At 42.6% G+C, this 18861-nt stretch carries 21 protein-coding genes and 2 other annotated features; of the genes, 11 read left to right on the forward strand and 10 right to left on the reverse strand.

Annotated elements, in window-relative coordinates; genetic code table 11:
• Positions 1–7: 7 nt before the first annotated feature.
• From BN1765_RS07010 to BN1765_RS07030, 4 genes are all read right to left on the reverse strand, one after another.
• Entirely contained in the window at positions 8–202 is a 195-nt protein-coding gene (locus BN1765_RS07010; protein ID WP_050614442.1) for a hypothetical protein, read from the reverse strand.
• Positions 203–359: 157 nt separating this feature from the next.
• Complete coding sequence (locus BN1765_RS07015) at positions 360–1334, reverse strand: ABC transporter permease subunit (protein WP_050614443.1); 975 nt, start codon at positions 1332–1334, stop codon at positions 360–362.
• Complete coding sequence (locus BN1765_RS07020) at positions 1331–2233, reverse strand: ABC transporter permease subunit (RefSeq protein ID WP_050614444.1); 903 nt, start codon at positions 2231–2233, stop codon at positions 1331–1333. The genes BN1765_RS07015 and BN1765_RS07020 overlap by 4 nt, the downstream gene beginning before the upstream one ends.
• Positions 2234–2981: 748 nt before the next feature.
• A complete protein-coding gene (locus BN1765_RS07030) occupies positions 2982–4202 on the reverse strand; it encodes an ISL3 family transposase (RefSeq protein WP_082195411.1) in 1221 nt (406 codons plus the stop codon).
• Between the two features lie 440 nt (positions 4203–4642).
• On the opposite strand from BN1765_RS07030, the gene BN1765_RS07035 reads away from it, so the two are divergent.
• Complete coding sequence (locus tag BN1765_RS07035) at positions 4643–5107, forward strand: GNAT family N-acetyltransferase (protein WP_050614446.1); 465 nt, start codon at positions 4643–4645, stop codon at positions 5105–5107.
• A 143-nt stretch (positions 5108–5250) separates the two neighbouring features.
• Here BN1765_RS07035 and BN1765_RS07040 read toward each other — a convergent pair whose 3' ends face one another.
• Entirely contained in the window at positions 5251–5460 is a 210-nt protein-coding gene (locus BN1765_RS07040) for a hypothetical protein (protein WP_050614447.1), read from the reverse strand.
• A 398-nt stretch (positions 5461–5858) separates the two neighbouring features.
• Here BN1765_RS07040 and crcB (BN1765_RS07045) point away from each other — a divergent pair, with 398 nt between their 5' ends.
• The 3 genes from crcB (BN1765_RS07045) to BN1765_RS19980 all read left to right on the forward strand — a co-directional run bounded on the left by crcB (BN1765_RS07045) (position 5859) and on the right by BN1765_RS19980 (position 6933).
• Positions 5859–6233, forward strand: a complete 375-nt coding sequence (gene crcB / locus BN1765_RS07045; protein ID WP_050614448.1) for a fluoride efflux transporter CrcB — start codon at positions 5859–5861, stop codon at positions 6231–6233.
• Positions 6230–6589, forward strand: a complete 360-nt coding sequence (crcB, locus tag BN1765_RS07050; protein WP_082195430.1) for a fluoride efflux transporter CrcB — start codon at positions 6230–6232, stop codon at positions 6587–6589. The genes crcB (BN1765_RS07045) and crcB (BN1765_RS07050) overlap by 4 nt, the downstream gene beginning before the upstream one ends.
• Positions 6590–6765: 176 nt before the next feature.
• Positions 6766–6933, forward strand: coding sequence for a hypothetical protein (locus BN1765_RS19980; protein WP_154666079.1), 168 nt, complete (start codon positions 6766–6768; stop codon positions 6931–6933).
• A gap of 72 nt (positions 6934–7005) precedes the next feature.
• Here BN1765_RS19980 and BN1765_RS19985 read toward each other — a convergent pair whose 3' ends face one another.
• Positions 7006–7134 carry a 3-methyladenine DNA glycosylase gene (locus BN1765_RS19985; protein ID WP_147554164.1) on the reverse strand — a complete coding sequence of 43 codons (129 nt, stop codon included), beginning with the start codon at positions 7132–7134 and terminating at the stop codon, positions 7006–7008.
• Positions 7135–7292: 158 nt separating this feature from the next.
• Between BN1765_RS19985 and BN1765_RS07055 the strand changes: the two genes are divergently transcribed.
• Both BN1765_RS07055 and BN1765_RS07060 read left to right on the forward strand, forming a co-directional pair.
• Positions 7293–7751, forward strand: coding sequence for an NUDIX hydrolase (locus BN1765_RS07055; RefSeq protein ID WP_050614449.1), 459 nt, complete (start codon positions 7293–7295; stop codon positions 7749–7751).
• Complete coding sequence (locus BN1765_RS07060) at positions 7748–8452, forward strand: Type 1 glutamine amidotransferase-like domain-containing protein (RefSeq protein WP_050614450.1); 705 nt, start codon at positions 7748–7750, stop codon at positions 8450–8452. The genes BN1765_RS07055 and BN1765_RS07060 overlap by 4 nt, the downstream gene beginning before the upstream one ends.
• Positions 8453–8626: 174 nt before the next feature.
• Here BN1765_RS07060 and BN1765_RS07065 read toward each other — a convergent pair whose 3' ends face one another.
• Positions 8627–9037, reverse strand: a complete 411-nt coding sequence (locus BN1765_RS07065; RefSeq protein ID WP_050614451.1) for a GNAT family N-acetyltransferase — start codon at positions 9035–9037, stop codon at positions 8627–8629.
• Between the two features lie 179 nt (positions 9038–9216).
• Positions 9217–9464 (forward strand) — a binding site (T-box leader).
• A gap of 50 nt (positions 9465–9514) precedes the next feature.
• Here BN1765_RS07065 and BN1765_RS07070 point away from each other — a divergent pair.
• The 3 genes from BN1765_RS07070 (at position 9515) to BN1765_RS19990 (ending at position 11398) form a co-directional block, all read left to right on the forward strand.
• Complete coding sequence (locus BN1765_RS07070; protein ID WP_050614452.1) at positions 9515–10507, forward strand: tryptophan--tRNA ligase; 993 nt, start codon at positions 9515–9517, stop codon at positions 10505–10507.
• 247 nt (positions 10508–10754) lie between these two features.
• Positions 10755–11252 carry a GNAT family N-acetyltransferase gene (locus BN1765_RS07075; protein ID WP_050614453.1) on the forward strand — a complete coding sequence of 166 codons (498 nt, stop codon included), beginning with the start codon at positions 10755–10757 and terminating at the stop codon, positions 11250–11252.
• A complete protein-coding gene (locus BN1765_RS19990) occupies positions 11249–11398 on the forward strand; it encodes a hypothetical protein (protein ID WP_154666080.1) in 150 nt (49 codons plus the stop codon). The genes BN1765_RS07075 and BN1765_RS19990 overlap by 4 nt, the downstream gene beginning before the upstream one ends.
• A gap of 172 nt (positions 11399–11570) precedes the next feature.
• Here the strand turns inward: BN1765_RS19990 and BN1765_RS07080 are convergent, their stop codons facing one another.
• Both BN1765_RS07080 and shc read right to left on the reverse strand, forming a co-directional pair.
• Positions 11571–12356: a nucleotidyltransferase domain-containing protein gene (locus tag BN1765_RS07080; protein WP_050614454.1), complete on the reverse strand. Its 786-nt coding sequence runs from the start codon at positions 12354–12356 to the stop codon at positions 11571–11573.
• 249 nt (positions 12357–12605) lie between these two features.
• A complete protein-coding gene (shc, locus tag BN1765_RS07085) occupies positions 12606–14477 on the reverse strand; it encodes a squalene--hopene cyclase (protein WP_390621192.1) in 1872 nt (623 codons plus the stop codon).
• A gap of 317 nt (positions 14478–14794) precedes the next feature.
• Here shc and BN1765_RS07090 point away from each other — a divergent pair, with 317 nt between their 5' ends.
• Positions 14795–15967 (forward strand): AI-2E family transporter, encoded by a 1173-nt coding sequence (locus BN1765_RS07090; RefSeq protein WP_050614455.1) that lies wholly within the window; start codon positions 14795–14797, stop codon positions 15965–15967.
• 88 nt (positions 15968–16055) lie between these two features.
• On the opposite strand, the gene tyrS is transcribed toward BN1765_RS07090, so the two are convergent.
• The gene (tyrS, locus tag BN1765_RS07095; protein ID WP_050614456.1) at positions 16056–17303 is read right to left on the reverse strand and encodes a tyrosine--tRNA ligase; all 1248 of its coding nucleotides are present in this window, start codon (positions 17301–17303) and stop codon (positions 16056–16058) included.
• Between the two features lie 57 nt (positions 17304–17360).
• Positions 17361–17579: a binding site (T-box leader), on the reverse strand.
• Positions 17580–17852: 273 nt separating this feature from the next.
• Between tyrS and BN1765_RS07100 the strand changes: the two genes are divergently transcribed.
• Complete coding sequence (locus tag BN1765_RS07100) at positions 17853–18851, forward strand: YeiH family protein (protein ID WP_050614457.1); 999 nt, start codon at positions 17853–17855, stop codon at positions 18849–18851.
• Positions 18852–18861 lie beyond the last annotated feature (10 nt).

Here is an 18861-nt window from a genome sequence, read left to right on the forward strand (position 1 = left end):
GCAGTTATTAAAGCGATTCCACTTCAGAACGGTGATCAGGCTCGTTTTTGGCAAAGAAGCTGGCTAGGAACATGATGACACCGATCGCTGCCATGGCGGCTTCAACGACATAGAAACTGCTGTTTTGCATATAACGGACTAGGAAAGCTCCCCCAAACACAATGAACATGGACAATCCAAAGTAAAATAATGGACCTTTCATCGTAATTACCCCTTTTCGTGTATTCTGTCTAATAGTTTATACGCATTTTCGTTACGTTTATTGTACTATTTATGTCACAAAAACGCCATAATTTCATATTGAAAATAATAAAAAGAAATATTTTCCTTTTGCTAAAAGCGTTTACGTTTGATCTACCTTATTTTTTTATATTATTCCATTTAGATGATAGATGAGTATGTTCGGTCCTTGTTTTATTCTCTTGGATGATGTGGACTCCCGCGTGGTCCTCCGATTCTTTTTTATTCCGAATGGCGATATTAATGAATATTAAAAGCAAAGTGGATAGAAGGAGAGGGATGAGGAAAATCCAGGGAGCTGACATCAAATCCTTTTTGCTTTCTCCTAGCATTCCGCCCCATTCGCCTGTCATCGATAATTTACGGTCTTCTTCATTAACAGCGAATTTTTGCGATCCGCCGATATAATAGGAAAATACCCCAAGCTGCAATAATAGAAGAAAACTGATTGTTATCTGCTGCAAAGATATTAAGGTGAATCGCGGCCTGAAAAGTGGGATTATATGTTTAGTGAATATCCGCCAATCAGAAGCTCCCAACGTTCTAGCAGCGATGATAAATTCATTTTTTAATAGTTGGTTCATTTCATTGGTAAACGTATTGGTGATCACAGGGATTCCTACCAGAATGAATATGCATATTTGGAAGACGACTAATTGCTCAGTAGACAGGACATCTTGAATCAATGGCAGGTAGCCTGTAAAAATATAAACAAGAATAAACGCCGGTAAATATAAAAAAGGCAAAAAGAAATAATGGACCCATTTCCTTAGTTTTTTTAATGGGAAAACCAGCAGATAGGAAAGGGCAGCGCCAAAAAGAAGCCTGCATAAAGTGACAATGCCCACAATCAGAAATGTGTATTGGAACCCTTGAATAAGCCGTAATGCTAGGTTGTTGCCGCCGCGGTCCGTCCCGAAGGGCGGTACATGCAAGGGCGAAAAAGGAGGGCCAATAATGATTTCTCCATTGTCATTATATTTTAAGGTAACTGGTTTGACGGTATCTTTAAATGCAATGTTGTAGAAAATGCTTGAACATAATAATAGCAAGAGCAAGATCATTAAAAAGAGAAGCGGTTTATTTTTCGTCATGATGTATTCTTCCCCCCCAGGATATATTGCAGCGCGCTAATAAATAGGTTGAATACGATATAGAGAAGGATGAATACAAACAGGCATACCGCAATTTCGATCGGGTTGGATGAGTACACTAACATAGAGGTGAATCCTTTTAATTGGAAGAGATACTCGACTAAAAACAAACTGGAAATGGCATACCAGTAGATAATAGTGAATTGTTGCGTAAAGGAGTAGATTAGATTTCGTAAAAGGTGCCTGTAAAAAATCTCCTTTGAAGACAGCCCTTTTGCTTTTGCAAAATCGACATAGGTCTTGCCATGCTCTTCTTCCACAATCGAAATCAAGGTTCTCGTAAGCAGGAATATGGGCACGAGAGACAAACAAACAATCGGCAGAAAATAGACATTCCCAAAAAAACCGAACACTTTAAAAAGCTTAAGGCCGGTAGCTTGGAATAAAAGAATGATGATGAATTGGAAACCTAAAATAACGGAAACATCAGGTATGGCTTCTGTGACAGTCAAAAAACGCAAAAATCCTTTCTTTATGCTGGCGTGGGATATGTAATAGATGCTTGTTAAAATCAATGAAAGCAGAATTGTGATCATAATCGAGACAATCAGAATGGTCATTGAATATTGGAATGGTTCCTTCGCAAATGTCCATATAGAAACAGGATTTTGGCCGTTAAAATCAGTGATTGTAATGGAAGAAGGCTGTAGTGTAGAGCTGATGACGGTTAGCAGTGATGACAAGAATTGATGGGGATAGAATCCAAAATCGGTCACGAAAGCATCCGGATTCCCGCTTTTGAAAAACAAGGCAGGTACAGATACGATAGAACATATGGTAAAAAAAACAATCAGGCAGCCGGCCAAAGCAGCAACGGTTTTGGGAATGAACGTTTTCAATATGTTTAATCCTTTCCACGGTTCTTTTCCTAACTGGCACTAAGTCCCCTCCCGCCTCAGAAGATGCGCGAAGATAGATAAGCAGGAGATTAAGCGATAATAAGCACTTAGGTTTGTTTTGCTATTGATCGGTGGTAAATGAATGAAACCTATTACGGATCAAAAAGTTTTATTCTATATGTATAATTAAACCTTATTTTACTTATATTAACATATATTCGTGCTGAAATGGGCATAAAAAGGGCAGGTTATCCACATTAGTACCTCTCTGGACTATCCATGGTTTTGGATAGAACGTTTCTGGAAATAAAGCCGGATATCCTATCAAACAATTTTGATTTGATATATGAAGAAAATAAAGCATGAAAGAAGGATAGAATGAATGGGCAAACTGATCTGGGCGATCCTAGCTATACTCCCTGTCCCATACTTGATTCTCTGGTTGGATTCTTTCATGTTTGAATGGGAGATGGAGTCCTATCATTCGACAGCTGTAGCCTTTTTTTGGTTGCCCTTCTTCGCTACGGTTATTGTTGGTATCCTTTCCAGTAGGATTCAAGTAAGATATGTTATTCTAGTGAATATTTTGATGGCGATACTATCTATTGCTGCCAATATTTTTTATCCAATCAGCAACAAATCTAGGCTTGTTTTATATGTGGATAATATAACGATATTGATTATTGAGATAACTTTTATTTATAGGTTCTTTTTCAAGTGTTGGGGTAGAGAACATTTCTCTGCCCCTTTATCCTAATGAATTGCCTATTGATTTATAGTGGTGATGCAGGAGGATTCGTGCCCTAAAACGAGCGAAGTTCCTAAACCCAAAGGCATTCCGTTTCATGACCTTTGTCAAGTTGTTCAACCCTTCCACAAACCCATTGGAGTACCCAAATTCAAAACGGTTAAGGATTTCCGTTTCCCAATTTCGATAGGTCTGGACGGTTTTCACGAACTCAGGAATCCTGCTTTCTTCCACCTTTTCATAAAACGCATGCAGCGCTTCTTTTGTCTTCTCGATATGGCCTGGCCCCCGCCGTTTGGCTTCGTTAAACCACTCATAAAAGGCCTCTTTCAACCCATACGCTATTTTTAATTCAGGGGACAGCGCAAAGTATCTTTCCAGATACCATTTATCTGTTTTTGTAAGCTTGTGGGAAGCTTTATGAAAGACGTAACGGACCTTCTTACACTTTTTACGGTCGTATGCATGCCACTCGTTTTGTTCCCTCACACGGATCTTGTCGAGCGCCCAATTCATATACCGGACGAAATGAAACCCATCCGCCACGATCACAGGACCGTCCAAGGCCTGTTTGACAGCTGCCTTGAAGGCGTGGCTCATATCCATGACAACCACTTCCACCTTGGCCCCATGTTTCCGCAAGTACTCTTTAATTGTGTCTTTCCGTCTGTTTGGCAGGATGTCGATCGGTTCGCGGGTCACGGCATTGGCAATGATCAATTGATATTTTTCCTTTCCGGAATCCCCTTTGAATTCGTCGATGGCAATCGCTTTGGGCAAGGCCTTCTCTCCCTTGATTGATTGGGGGATAATCCGGTCAAAACGCCGTATGATCGTACTGACGGATGTATGGTATTGGGCCGCAATTTCGGTGAATGTCTTGGCTTTGACGGTACGGATCTGGACCTGTTGATTCCATTCCTTCGAATGGTGCTGATACCTCTCCACAAAAGGATTTTCCTCATAGAAACGTTTCCCGCACAAGCAGGCATATCTCCTTTTCCGATAGATAATCATGGTGGGGCGTTCCGCCATTTTCAGATGCTTAATCTTTTGGATACGGTAATCATGGACACGCTTGGTCTCCTTCGAACAGGAAGGGCAGGCATGGTCCTTAATCGGCATTTCAATATATATTTGGTAGATTCCTTCATTGATGTCGGTTTTGATGATGGTTGCCCCTTCAAGTCCGGGCAGAATCATGTTAAAATGCAAGTGCACACATCTCCATTTCTATCTTGTTTCTCGTCAATTCAAGTATAAGAAATTTAGGAGCTTGTGTGCTCTTTTTTTTGCCCATTTTTAAGTGGACACCCCAACATTTAGTATAGAACCTATTTATATTATTCTCCAATTGATTGTCAGAGATATTACGGCCCACATAAAAAGACGGAAGCAAAAAGATAGATGAATTCAGTTGTTTGAGTGTGGGCAGTCCTAGATGGTTCTAAGACTTCCGCTCAAGAACGAGAGGGAAGGATAAGCAGGAAATCAAATACTGGTAAGAATCTGATTGAACGAATAATCGGCGGGAATGAATAAAATGTTGATTCTGATTGAACAACGTTTTACATACATGCTCATATTATAGCCTGCAGCCCTTCTTCGTGAAGGGTTTTTAGCGTATAGTTGAAAGAAACTAGCGGGAAGGGGGTGGCTGAGTGATTAAGAATCTGAATCCCAGGAGCAAGGAAGCAGCTGAATGCATATGGGCAGTCCAAATCCCGGCGTACACAATAGAAGCAGAGTTGATTGGATTTCCACAGCTTCCGCCGTTGTCTGAGACAGTCGCAGATATTATGGCTTCTAAAGATCACTATATCGGCTACTTTGAAGGGAAAGATTTGATTGGGTTTCTTTCGTATGCAAAAGACGGGGAGACCATAATCATTTGCTCACTCGTGGTACATCCCGACCATTTCCGTAAAGGTGTCGGCAGAAGTTTGCTCTCCTGGATGATTGAAAATGTGGCAGGAAAGCAAAAAATGGCAGTGACTACTGGTGAAAGGAATGGGCCGGCCATGGCGTTGTACCGTTCATTTGATTTTCGCCATACCCATTCAAAAGAAATCGCACCGGGGATCCATCTCGCCTTTTTAGAACGGAAAGGCTGTTCTAAAAAATGATAGTAAGTTTCGAAGGACCAAGATTATTACCGTATTATGAAAGGGTTATTTAAAATTCATTTAGAAATTTGAAGAGATGGGATAAATGGTGGAAAAGGCCTTGGAAACATCGCTCTTGGATGTCTCCAAGGAAAGCTGTGTGATTAATACAATTCATACTGTTGGACTCCACGGTCTTCCATGACTTCTATACCGAGAAGGGTTACCTTAGAGGGATTCACCACGGACAGATTGATGTGGCCTGTTTCTTTTAGACGGATAAATGTATCTTTATTCAATTTGATTTTTTGTGGATACTTACCTTTCTCATTGTAAAAATTAAAAATCTCATTCTTGATTGTGTTGTAAGTCATTTGCGTTTTCTCCTTCGTTTTTTTCATAGTATAGGGGATACAAAAAAACACATCAATAGATTCGGAATAATGTACATATTTCTACAATTCGATTTACCATTTACATCAAAAACCATGGCGAATTGTGTTCGAATGGTGAAAAGAAAGAGGTATTTCCAGAGGATTCGTGGATTTGTCCCATTCTAAATGGCGCTAAGCCTCCCACTTCAACACAAGAGGTTTATACGAAAAAATGTAAATGGGAAGATTAAGAGCCCAGTAGGAATCCGCTTGGTTCAACCATGGATTGGCGGGGAATAATGCCTGCCGATCCATCTACTTTTTATCAATTCGATATTCCTTATCAGAAGCTGTATAATTTACAAGTTAAGATGCTGTTAAAGGAGGTATGCAACTAAATGGCTTATATCTTGATTGGGATTGCAGGAGCCCTTGGTGCCGTCTCACGGTATTCCATCGGACTGTGGATTCCACAAGGGGATGGCTTTCCGTTTGCCACCCTTTTGATTAATCTGTCGGGAAGTTTTCTGCTATCCTGGCTGACCACTAACCTGTTCCTGCGCCTTCATCTCTCGCAGGCATTAAAGACAGCGATAGGCACTGGATTTGTTGGGTCCTTTACGACTTTTTCTGCATTAAGCGTGGAGACGGTCCACTTATTGAATGCCGGTAAAATTCTGGCTGGCCTCTTCTATGTGATGGCGTCTTTGCTTGGTGGCTTAATATGTACATATCTGGGTTTTAAGAAGGCGGAAGCGAGGGAGAAAATATGACATTGATGAATGTACTGCTTGTTGCGGCCGGCGGTTTTTTTGGTAGCATGGCCCGCTATGCCACAAGTGCCGGTTTCGCCCGGTCCGCTGCTTTTAAATGGCCGGCAGCAACATTGCTAGTTAATCTTATAGGTGCTTTTTTACTTGGATTGTTGGCGGGAGCGGATGCAGTCCCTTCTTTCATGCTGCTTGCCGGTACGGGATTCATGGGAGCATTCACTACCTTCTCCACGCTGTCGCTTGAACTTGTGAAGATGGTGAAAGAGGGGTACATAAAAGCCTTTATCCTGTATGTATTGGTTACTTATGGAGGTGGCATCACTCTGGCTTGGCTTGGTTATTGGATAGGGCATTAGAGAATGAATAGGGTGGAATGAACACTCGCTAAAAAAGCGGGTGTTTTTTGTTATGGGCTATACAATAGAAAATAAAATTCGACAAATACTGCAAATTGAAGGATTGGCAGTTTCATAAGGAGAAATAAATACATTTTCACTGGAAGCCGAGAATTTATACACGAGGAGTTGGAATTGTGAAGAAGAGTAAATTAGCCATATATCTTCCGGTGGGGTTGCTGGGCATTTTGATCGTTGCCGGAGGAAGTGCATGGTTTGTAGTGGAACGTGGTAAAGAGAGCGGTTATAAAGCCTCTTATTCGAATAAACAAGTTGAAGCAAACGAAGTATATGGTTCGAAGTGAGAAGACCAATATTGCATTCAAAACAAATAATTGGCGGGGATAAATATAAACCCCACCAATCATCATTTCACTTTATTTGCTTTGGGGAGGATCATTCTTTTTAGGATCCCGTTGAGGACTGATATCTTCGCCCTGTTTCTTTTTGGTTTGCTGTTCTTTGGAATCATCGGTATCTCTCAGTTGTTTTTCGTCGTTTGACATATAAAGAACCTCCTTTGGTGTATGTAATCATTACATACCCGTCTGCCGGGAAGCAAAACATAAGGGCGGCAAAGCAGTATGCGGCAAAGCAGGGGGCAAGGAAAAAGCGAAGACCAAATTCAGTATATAAATAAAGGATAAAAATGGGGAATGAGAACATGAAAAGAGTAGACGTTGTCTATGCGTTGATCCATAACACAGAACAGAATGAGGTATTGATGGTGAAAAATGTCGGCGGTCCATGGACGCTTCCGGGCGGAGCGGCCGAAAAGGGGGAGTCCCTGGCGGAAGCTGCGGCCCGTGAGGTGAGGGAAGAGACAGGCCTGACAGTCAAAATCGGAAATCTTGTTGCGCTCAATGAAGTGTTTATAGCAGAGAGAGGCCATCATGCCATCTTTTTTACCTTTGAAGCCACAATCCTTGATGGAAAGCCCGGCATTCAGGACGAAGAAGAAATCTCCGAAGTTTGCTGGATGGATACGGCTGAAGCAAGCATATTGGTTCCTTATTACACAAAAGGCATCCAGCGCTTATCGGAGGTGTCATTGCCTTACTCTGTTGAAAGAAGAGAGGCCCGCGAGAATCTTCACTTGGTGAATCAGGAGGGGCAGAGATGAAGCAAATCATTACGCTTGGAGGCGGGGGCTTTTCCATGGAGCCCGATAATCTGTTACTTGATCAATATATACTAGAACAGTGCCCTAAACCACGACCAAAAATCTGTTTTCTTCCGACTGCAAGCGGAGATGCGGAAGGGTATATTGACAGATTTTTTGCTTCTTTTGCCAAGCTTGATTGTGAACCATCTGTACTCTCGTTATTCAAGCCGCCATATGAAGATTTGGAAGCCTTTTTGCTCGATAAGGACATCGTTTATGTAGGCGGCGGGAACACCAAAAATCTGCTGGTGCTTTGGCGTGAATGGGGTTTGGATGTTCTGTTGAGAAAAGCTTATGAGAAAGGCGTGGTGCTGGCTGGTTTAAGCGCCGGATCACTTTGCTGGTTTGAAGAAGGGGTAACCGATTCCTATGGCGATGTTTACCAAGTCATATCGTGTTTAGGCTTTCTGAAAGGCAGCCACTGTCCCCACTATGATGGAGCAGCAGGCGCTAAAAAAGCCTACCGGACCTTTGTCGAATCCGGAGAAATCATGGAAGGGATGGCAGTGGATGACGGGGCTGGCCTTCACTTTATGAATGGCAGCCTCCATAAGGCGATTTCTTCAAGGCCGGCGGCAAAAGCCTATTATGTAAAGGCAGCTAAGGAGAATGTAAAAGAAGTAGCGTTAAATATGCATTATTTAGGAGGTAAAGCTTAAAGAAAAACGGCATTGGGGGAGCACATATGAAATTTTCCTTTTTAAACTGGCGCTAAAGACTTACTTCAACGAGAGGATGAATAAGTGCAGGAGGCGAATCAAGCGGCAGTATAAACACAGCTTGGTTCAATGTTGATCGGTGGGGAATGAAGACTCCCACCGATCAACATTACTTTATTGTTTTCTGATGATTGTGAAGGCATTGTCGGCTTTGGCGAAGCCGGTTTGCGGATAATAATCCATTGCTGAAGGAGCTGAAAGCAGAAGAAACGTACACTCATCGCCTATTTCTTGATGAACAAGACTAATGAGTTTTTTGCCTATGCCGTTCCGTTGATAATCTTGGTGGACGGCCAAATCGGACAAATAGCAGCAATAACTGAAATCGGTCAAGGCTCTGGCAATGCCGATTAATTTCTCGCCATCATAGGCGGTTACAAGTAGATTGGCGTGATCAATCATTTTTTGAAGTCTTTTCAAATCGTCAATTGGGCGGTTTATCCCTGATGCTTTAAACAGGTCAGCCAGTTCATTTCCTTGCAGGTGTTCGTTTAAGGAATAAGTGATCTGTGTATGTTCTTTCATTCCGGTTCCCCCTCTGTTTGTGAAATGATGTCTCCCCACATTATAAGACATGCTTCACTTTAGTGAAAGAATATTTTTTAAAAATAAAGAAAAATGCATCATTTTATATAGTTGTGGGAGAAGGAAGAGATTTGACGTTTACGTGGCGAAAGGCTATAATGATTTCACACATATAGAACGAATAAGCGATGATGAAGAATAGTAAGCGGCCTGTATACCTAAGAGAGCTGATGGTTGGTGTGAATCAGTGTAGAGGGGCCGGTGAATGGGCTTCGGAGCTTCTGGGCTGAACGAGTGAGTAGGCTTTAGCGGAGGTCTCGCCGTTAAAAGAGACGACATATCGAAATTATTTTGTTTCTGTATGGATAAGCGCGTTCATGGCAAGATGAACGAATAAAGGTGGCACCACGGGTTACTCGTCCTTTTCACAGGATGGGTAGCCCTTTTTTGCGTGCTGGAAAACAGGAGGAAATCATCATGAAAAAAAGAATTCTAACAGGGATAAAGCCAACGGGGCAAATCCATCTTGGCAATTATATGGGTGCCATCAAACCTGCATTGGAGCTGGCAAAGGATGAGCAGTATGATGCGTTTTACTTTATCGCTGATTATCACGGGTTGACACGTACTCCAGATCCGGAGGAATTCAAGGAATTATCTTATGGTATAGCGGCAACATGGATCGCTTTGGGGCTGGATTACGAAAAGTCAGTCTTTTACCGGCAATCAGACATCCCCGAGGTATTCGAGCTGAACTGGATTTTGGCTTGCTATGCTTCCAAAGGGTTGATGAACCGTGCGCATGCCTATAAAGCCATTGTCGATGAGAATAAGAAAAACGGAAACGACCTGGATGATGGCGTGAATATGGGGCTTTTCACGTATCCGATCCTCATGGCGGCCGATATTCTGCTCTATAATTCTAATACTGTCCCTGTCGGCAAAGATCAAATTCAGCACGTAGAGATTGCCAGGGATCTGGCTCAAACCTTCAACAAAAAATACGGTGCTACATTCAACTTGCCGGAATATAAGGTAGATGCCGATACAGCGGTGCTGCCAGGGCTAGATGGCCGTAAAATGAGCAAAAGTTACAATAATACCATTCCGTTATTCTCCGATGAAAAGAAATTGTTGAAGCTGATCAAAAAGATCAAAACAGATTCATCGCTTCCGGGAGAACCGAAAGATCCGGATCAATCGAATTTGTTCTCGTTATATAAACAGTTTGCCGATGCAGAGCAAATTGCTGAGATGCGGACTGCCTACGAACAGGGCATTTCTTGGGGAGAGGCGAAGCAGCAATTATTCGAAGTGATGAATGAAGCATTGCGGGAACCAAGGGAACGCTACCAAGAATTGATGGGCAATAGAGACAAACTTGATCAAATTCTGAAGGAGGGCGCCGAAAAGGCAAGAAGTATCGCGACGCCAATGATGAAAGACATCCGCACAAAAATAGGTTTATAATGAAAAGCCGGGCAACACGGGATTCCGTAGTTTGCCCGTTTTTTTTGTTGATCCGTTCCAACTAGCGCTATGATGCCCGCTTTAAAACGGGCAGTAAAAACAAAATAGTGTAATTGAGAGATCAAGTGGCAGGGAAGGGCTGATTGAATAATCAAACCAACCAATGAAAGTTTCATTTCCTTAGAAAAAAATGTCATATTAGACGTATAATAAAATGATCATAATCTAAGACAGGCGGTGTCGAATCATGCAAAAGCAGGTACAGATTGAGTTATTCAATCAGGAACAGCATGGAAAAGAACTGGTGCATTACCGGTTGGCAGAGGGACAGCTTGCTTATACGATGCATCCGTTTGAAGCGCTTGCTCTCTGCCAGTCAGAAAAGGAAAAAATCCCGTTTGTCATTAAGCATGGCAGCCGTGTAGCAGGTTTTTTCATCCTTCACGCTTGGCCAGGGGCATGTATATATAGCGACAATGACCGTTCCCTTTTATTTAGATCCTATTCCATTTCGAGCGAATTCCAGGGAAAGGGTATCGCCAAACAATCACTGGTATTATTGCCGGGGATCATACAGGCTCATTTTCCGGATGCTAATGAAATCATCCTGGCAGTTGATGAAGGCAATTCAGCCGCACAGAAGTTATACAAGGGAGCGGGATTTAGAGATACAGGCAAAAAGGATGCCGGGCGTTCCGGCGAGATGTATATTTGGCAAATGTACTTGAAGGATGGGGCACTGTGAATATACAGCGGCTTGGTTGCATTGAAATCGTAGAGAGAAGCGGGTTATTGAAAGGAAGCAAAGCGGAGGGTTCTTGGTTTTTGCAAAGGCTGATTGATGAATATGTGTCTGCTGCTAATAGGTTCAATGGAAAAACATATATATGATTTGAAGATTGTTAGAAAAAGAGAAGTGAAAAATCCTTCTCTCCATATGCGAGGATAAAGTCAATTATCCCCGCTTGTTTGCGTTAAAAACGCTAAGCCACCAAACATGAACCAAGAGATATTATCGCTAATCCGGATTTTGTTGCCAAAACAATTCTATTTAGCCTTGTATTTACTCCCACGCTTCTTTCAAAGCCTGCCGGAACAAACAATCCAAAACCTCCGTTGGGATAATGGGATCTGCAGGCATTCTTCCGGCAACTTCGTGGAGAGAAGGCAATTCGGTGTTGAGATAACGCCGGATATGGACGAGCTGTTGCTGTAGGGCAAGTCTTTCTCCAGCCGTTTTTCTTGCCAATAAGCCGCCCATTTCATCTTGCAAGGATTGTTCGATCTCGGCTTGCTCCAGGAGAGTCTGCAATAATAATGGCGGAAAGGTATGGCGACTTTCGATCCAACGGGCCGCCAAAGCAGGTCTTATTGTATTCAGGACGGCTTTAAGCTTAACATTCTCTATGTCCTGCCACTCGCGGTAGTTGCGGCTGGCCATATTCAAGTAATGATGAAAACAGGCTAGTGGATGAAAGTTTTTGTTGCTGAGCTCTTTTAGTCGAATAATGGACGGTGAGGGGCTTCGGTATATATTCTCTGTGTGAAGCCATTCCAGCAGCGAAGCGTTCCCTTTGCGGAATAGCCTCAATGCTTTAGTGATTTCCCAGCCTGCTACATCCAGCTTGTGTTCACTTTTTACTTCAATAGCGTCCCGTTTGCGTCCGATTCCGACAGGATCGATGCTCAAATAATCGTCCTGTCTGTGTATATATAGAAAGCGCACATCGTAATCGCTGTCCTGGGAATGGTAGCCCCATGACCTGCTGCCGGATTCGCAGGCATAGAGGATCTTTATGTCATGTTTTTTCTCTAGTATTGCAAGTTCTTCCTGTATCGTACCTCTCATAGATCCATCCTCTTTTTTGTTGTGTTATTTTCCTCTTACTATAAGGAATAGAAAGTGATGAGTGCCGTTCCGGGATGCTCTCTTTTCGCGGGGCAAGTGCGGTGGGCCTTCTTGGCGGAACTCGCCTGTCACGCTAATCTAAACGGGAGTCTGGCACTTTCTTCAGCGACCGTATGAACGATGGTTAGATGCTTTAAGTATACGCAATTGAACGATCTTCGTACAGAAACCCTCCCTACAATAGAAATTTTACTGTTTTTCTGCTTCTTCCACTTTTTTTCGGTAATGACCCAAGGCGAGCAGAGGGAATAAATCGTTATAGCTTCCGTAATGGATATAAAATCCTCCAGGCAATCCCAAGCCTGTCGGGTATTCGCTTTTATTATTTTCGTTTTGGAGCAAGTATTGGATGCCTTTTTGAATAGAGGGAGCATCCGGGTTCCTGACGGACAGCAACGCATCGACCGCCCAGGCTGTCTGTGAAGGTGTACTGAAAGGAAGCGGTATATATTCTTCTTTTTCCGCACTTTTACAAGACTCGCCCCAACCGCCGTCAGGCTGTTGGATACTTTCCAGCCAAAGGACACCCTTCATGATCTGCTTATGGTTTCTCGGTATCCCGACGGCACGCAAGCCGGTCATTGCAGCCCACGTTCCGTATATATAACAGACTCCCCATTTACCATACCAGCTTCCGTTAGGCAGCTGTTGCTCAAGTAGCCAGTTGCAGCTTTTTTTGATAGGCGGGCTATTTATTTGTTCATTTCCATAGTTTCCTAGGAATTCAAGGACCCTGCCGGTAAGGTCGCTTGTCGAATTGTCAATTAAGGCATCTTTTGCATTTTCAATTGGGAGATGGGCTAAAATGCTTTGATAGGCATTTTTTTCGAATGCCCCCCACCCTCCGTCTTTATTCTGCATATCCAGCAGATATTGTTTCCCTTGTATCCAGGCTTTCTTGACACCATCATCTTGTTTGCTTCGCCTGGACAGTGCCCGCAGTGCTGCGCTCGTGTCATCATGATCGGGTATGAAGGAATTTGTTTCGGAAAAACCCCAACCTCCTCCTTTGGCATTTGGGGCATTTACTGCCCAGTCACCGCGTTTGAATTGCTGCTTGCCCAGAAGGTATTTCGTACTTTTTATAATGACGGGATGGGCTGCATTCATTCCGGCTTCCTGCAGGCTGTATGAAAGCAGGGCGGTATCCCAGACAGTGGAAGGAGAGTTCTGGATATGGAGTCCATGGGAGCTTTCCATTGCATAATCTTCAATTCCTTTGGCTGCTTTTATGATGGCGGCAGAGTGTGTCCGGTAGCCGAGGGCAAGCAATGCGTACACCATATAAAAGGTGCTGGAAGCATAGCTATACAGCGTGCCGTTAGCTTCAATACGATCTAGGATTAGTTTTTTGGCGCTTTTGTATCCGGCTTTATGGAGGTGCAGCGGAGTAAGAGCTATGTCTTTCATCGTATCGATAAAATAGGAAGACCAATTTTCCCGGTCTGAGCGAAACCATTGATCATGGGGGTTTTCGGTGAAGAAAGAACGATCGATGTCATGTTGGATGCTAAATTTCTTATTCATGCAGATAATCATGGGAGTTAAATGGACTCTGGCATAATTGCTGCAATGGTAAAGGCTAAGCGGAAAGGAAGGAGGCAGAAGATAATAGGTCATGGGAAAGTAGAAATAACCTGGATAGGAATACAGGCCATTCACGGCAAGCATCATTTTGGTCATAAAATGTGCCTGGGCGAGGCCCCCGTTGTGTAGAATAAACTGTTCTGCCCGCTTCATTTCTTCATCATTGCGCGTAAAGAGTCCGGATATAAGCAATGCGCTGTAAGCTTGAATGGTCGCGGACAGATTTCCGCCTTCTTCATCGCTGTATAAGCTCCAGCTTCCATTGGCATTTTGCAACCGCAATAACCGCTTTACAAGTCGTTGAATGAGTTGGTCGGCAGGCCTTTTTATAGATTTCATCACCATGACAGTAAAGCTGTCTGTCATAATGGGTCCCTCAAAAATATAAGACCATGAACCGTTGGCATTTTGATTTACTTCAAGTTTAGCCATTCTTCTTTGAATGCTGTCTTTAACCTCATATATATTGGCGATAGCGCAACCCCCATTTCCGTTGATTAATGAATTATTGACAGTATATGAAATAAGAGGGTGCATCTATGAAGAAGAATCGTGCATCCCTTCCATACCATCCAAAAAAAGTTTAAGGGAGGATGCAATAAGAGTGTTTAATAAGTGAATTTTTAGATGTTTGGCTCATTAATAGTGTAGAATAAAAGTAGCGGAATTTTCATTCCATTCAATCAATGGAATGCCAAAACCCTAGTTGTAATTGGAAATAAGGTGATGAAAGGGTTCAATCGTTTTTGAATACATAAACACAAGTAATTGCTGAGTGATAAGGAGTTATTATGGAGCTAAACAGAAAAAATATCAAAAAAATCTTATTCATCATTTTCGTTGCCATCCTTATGTTCTTGTCTATCCAGAACATACACTATGTATTTGAGTATATCTGGTTGTTCCTTCATTTAATTTCACCGCTGCTGATCGGCCTGGCCATTGCATTTATTTTGAATGTGCCACTCAGACTGATTGAAGACAGGCTCTTTGGCTGGCTGAATAAAAAAAATTATCGGCTATGGGACCGGGTGCGGAGGCCTTTATCCCTGTTTTTGACGATGGCGATCATTGCCGGGGCCCTCTTTTTGCTGGTCTTCTTGTTTGTGCCCGAGCTGAAGAATACATTTGAAATGATTGTGCAGAATCTGCCTATATATATGGAACAAATGCAGACGTGGACTGAAAAACTGATACACCGCTTTAATTTGCCTGCGGATTCACTGAAAGATATCCAATTGAATTGGGATAAAGCAAAAACGACTGTCACCGACTTTGTACAGAGTGGGCACACCAATTTTGTAGGAAAAACAATGGATATCACGACTTCCATCTTCAGCGGGATCTTTAATTTCATCATGGGCATTGTGTTTGCCCTCTATATGTTGCTGCAGAAGGAAAGATTGTCAAACCAGGCGAAACGCGTCATGTTCGCTTACTTACCGCGCGACCGCGCTAATGCAATGATTGAATTAGGGAATCTGACTAATAGTATCTTTTCGAAGTTTGTCACTGGCCAGTTCCTTGAAGGCTGTATCATTGGTACATTATGCTTTGTGGGAATGTCGATTTTCTCCATGCCTTATAGCCTGATTATCTCGCTATTGGTTGGTTTTACTTCTTTGATTCCTGTGTTTGGGGCATTCATGGGCACCACGATTGGTGCATTGCTTATCCTGATGGTCGATCCAATGAAAGCTGTTTGGTTTGTTGTATTCATCATTTGCCTGCAGCAAGTCGAAGGGCATTTCATCTACCCGAAAGTGGTCGGAAACTTTGTCGGATTGCCAGGTATCTGGGTGCTGCTGGCCGTCCTTGTGGGAGGAAGCACTTATGGGGTGATCGGGATGCTTGTCAGTGTGCCGATATGCTCATTGCTCTATAGCTTGATTCAGCAATGGGTCGAGAAGAGATTATATAAAAAGGGCATTGTTGTTGAAGAGAATGATTCTGTACCAAAATAATCTAGGAGAAGCCTTTCCGAAGGGAGAGGCTTCTTTTCTTTTTTCTTTAAAGCTGATCATATCCGCCAAGGCTTGAAGATTTTCTTTATCAGTGAGTATGGATCTCCAACCATTTCCGTTTACCGATCCCGATGATGGTGCCATGAATGACGCTTATGACTTGGTCATGCGCTGTTATTTTATTTCCATCTACTTTAACGCCCCCGTTTTTAATCATTCTTCTTGCCTCGCTTTTGGAGGTAAACATGTTCAATTCGAGCAATAAATCAATAATATTCACTTGTTCAGGGCCGCTCCACGTAGCTGTTGGTATCTGATCTGGCTGCCTGTTTTTCTGAAAAACGTCTATGAACTGCTGCTGCGCCTCTTCGGCTGCCTGAGCGCCGTGGTACATAGAGACAATCTTTTTAGCCAGCATCATTTTACAGTCTCGTGGATGTAGTTTCCCTGATGATAATCCCTGCTGGATGGATGCCAGCTCTGTTGCGTTAGTATTAGTCGCTAACGTGAAGTATGAAACCATACTTTCATCAGGGATGCTCATCGATTTTCCATACATGGTATGGGGGTCTTCATTGATGCCGATATAATTATTTTTTGACTTGGACATTTTCTCTTTTCCATCCAAGCCGGTGAGCAAAGGAAGCAGCAGGGCAACCTGTTTTTCCTTTCCGTATTTCTCCTGGTAATGCCTGCCCATCAGAATGTTGAAATGCTGATCTGTGCCACCAATTTCTACATCGCATTCCAATGCAACGGAATCGTATCCTTGCATAAGCGGATAAAAGAATTCGTGGAGTGAAACCGGTTTGCCGGATGTAATTCTTTTTTCAAAATCATCGCGTTCAAGCAGCCTAGCCACCGTCATTTTTCCCGCAAGATGGATGACATCTTCGAACGACATCGGGGCAAGCCAGGTTGAATTATAATGCAGCTCGGTTTTCTCCATATCCAAAACCTTCCCGAATTGTTCGAAATAAGTCTGTGCGTTAGATGCCACTTCTTCCTCGGTCAATTGCTTGCGGGCGCTTGATTTGCCGGTCGGGTCCCCGATTCTGCCTGTAAAATCCCCGATAATAAGCTGGACAACATGGCCGTTCTCCTGGAATTGCCGTAACTTGTTCAATACAACCGTATGCCCAAGGTGGACGTCAGGCGCTGAAGGGTCTAAACCAAGTTTTATTTTTAAAGGTTTTGAACGTTTAATGGATGCAGCCAGCTTCTCCTTGAAATCATCAATTGGTATAATTTCAGCGGCTCCCAGGCTATAAAGCGCAAGCTGGCGCTCCGTTTCTTCTTTTTGCTGTGTTGATAGTGAATCGAATACAGTTCCCATTTTTATTTTCCTCCTATTTTATATAGAAACGGCAAAAAAACCACGCCCCTTTTGATTCAAAGGGACGTGGTTAATGCACGCGTTACCACCCTAATTGAAGAAATGCTTTTCTTCCGCTTCATTTCATAACGGCAGATACCGTTCCTTGGCCCAAAAAGCAACAAGGAAAGCTAAAGGAGTGTAATTCGCCGTTATGTATGTGTCGATTCTCACCGGCCATCGACTCTCTTTCACAGGGAGATAACATGCTACTGAATTCCTTTTAAGCGCTTTTATCGTATTGATTATGTGGAAATAATCGTACAATTAATTAGCAAATTATTCAAGTTTATTCAGGGGAAATATAAATATTTTTTCTTATCAACGGCTTCTCGCGTGAAAATGGAGAGAAAGTTCGTCAATGCCAGAAGGTTTTTGGAAATCGAAGGGCGAAGGATGATTATTGAGGCATAAGTAATTACTTATACTCTTTATTTTAAATCATTATTTTCCTTATAACGAATCGTCTAGTATTTTTAAGTGAGTAAAAACAGTTATGAGGTAAAGCAAATGAAAAAAATGACGAGTATACTGCCGGGATTATTACTTTGTATATTTGTGGCTGTGGCGGGAAAAATACTTGGCCAATTTTTCCCTAGTTTGGGCAGTGGCCTGTTTGCTATCTTAATTGGTATGGCAATTGGTAATATATCGATCGGTTCTAATGCCAAATTAAAGGCGGGCATTAAGTTTTCTGAAAGCAATTTATTGTATTATTCGATTATCTTATTAGGAGCAACATTGACGTTTCATTCTATTTTTGAAATAGGAATGTCCGGGCTTTCTTACATCCTGATTCAAATGGCAGGTACGATCGCCTTTGTTATTTGGTTAGGAAAGAGGCTGCAGTTCGAGCAGGATTTTCGTCTGTTAATGGCAAGCGGGAATGCTGTCTGCGGTTCTTCTGCCATTGCGGCTACCGCACCAGCTTTGAAGGCGAATGTTTCGGATATGGCGGTTTCTATTACGGTAGTTAACCTATTAGGAACAGTGCTGATGATTCTATTGCCTGGTATTACAAGTGCGCTTTTTCACAACGATGTATTGCAGTCTTCGGCACTGATTGGAGGTACGCTGCAATCAGTCGGGCAAGTAGTTGCCAGCGGAAGCATCGTTGGGGAAGCTGTTAAAGACCAGGCTGCCGTTTTTAAGATTAGTAGGATCATTTTTTTAGCAGTTGTTGTGTTTATATTGCAAAGGGCAAAAAATGCAAATCAAGAAGAACGGCCAGTGAAAGAAAAATTCAACTTCAAATCAATTGTACCGTGGTATGTTGCAGGCTTCTTGCTGTTATGTACAATCAACAGTATTTTTCGATTCCCAGAGTTTGTAACTCATCCAATTAAAGAGGTTGGCAATTATTTAGAGATTATTGCACTTGCCGGTATTGGGATGAGTGTGAAGTTTAAGGAACTAACGAAGCACGGGTGGAAAATCTCAGCTTATGCGGGCGGCGTTGGTTTATTCCAAATTGCATTGGCGTTATTGCTCATTTACGTGCTGATTTAGCGTAAGGCAG

Origin of the sequence: Bacillus testis, assembly GCF_001243895.1 — a bacterium.
In the GTDB taxonomy this organism is placed as follows: Bacteria; Bacillota; Bacilli; order Bacillales; family DSM-1321; genus Bacillus_AD; species Bacillus_AD testis.

Bases quoted from the DNA above. Each gene is read 5' to 3' on its own strand.
- crcB (WP_082195430.1), top strand. From the start codon at position 6,230: ATGACATTGATGAATGTACTGCTTGTTGCGGCCGGCGGTTTTTTTGGT.
- BN1765_RS19985 (WP_147554164.1), bottom strand. From the start codon at position 7,134: ATGTCAAACGACGAAAAACAACTGAGAGATACCGATGATTCCAAAGAA.
- BN1765_RS07060 (WP_050614450.1), top strand. From the start codon at position 7,748: ATGAAGCAAATCATTACGCTTGGAGGCGGGGGCTTTTCCATGGAGCCC.
- BN1765_RS07070 (WP_050614452.1), top strand. From the start codon at position 9,515: ATGAAAAAAAGAATTCTAACAGGGATAAAGCCAACGGGGCAAATCCAT.
- BN1765_RS07010 (WP_050614442.1), bottom strand. From the start codon at position 202: ATGAAAGGTCCATTATTTTACTTTGGATTGTCCATGTTCATTGTGTTT.
- BN1765_RS07075 (WP_050614453.1), top strand. From the start codon at position 10,755: ATGCAAAAGCAGGTACAGATTGAGTTATTCAATCAGGAACAGCATGGA.
- crcB (WP_050614448.1), top strand. From the start codon at position 5,859: ATGGCTTATATCTTGATTGGGATTGCAGGAGCCCTTGGTGCCGTCTCA.
- BN1765_RS07015 (WP_050614443.1), bottom strand. From the start codon at position 1,334: ATGACGAAAAATAAACCGCTTCTCTTTTTAATGATCTTGCTCTTGCTA.
- BN1765_RS07055 (WP_050614449.1), top strand. From the start codon at position 7,293: ATGAAAAGAGTAGACGTTGTCTATGCGTTGATCCATAACACAGAACAG.
- BN1765_RS07080 (WP_050614454.1), bottom strand. From the start codon at position 12,356: ATGAGAGGTACGATACAGGAAGAACTTGCAATACTAGAGAAAAAACAT.
- tyrS (WP_050614456.1), bottom strand. From the start codon at position 17,303: ATGGGAACTGTATTCGATTCACTATCAACACAGCAAAAAGAAGAAACG.
- BN1765_RS07065 (WP_050614451.1), bottom strand. From the start codon at position 9,037: ATGAAAGAACATACACAGATCACTTATTCCTTAAACGAACACCTGCAA.
- BN1765_RS07090 (WP_050614455.1), top strand. From the start codon at position 14,795: ATGGAGCTAAACAGAAAAAATATCAAAAAAATCTTATTCATCATTTTC.
- BN1765_RS07100 (WP_050614457.1), top strand. From the start codon at position 17,853: ATGAAAAAAATGACGAGTATACTGCCGGGATTATTACTTTGTATATTT.
- BN1765_RS07040 (WP_050614447.1), bottom strand. From the start codon at position 5,460: ATGACTTACAACACAATCAAGAATGAGATTTTTAATTTTTACAATGAG.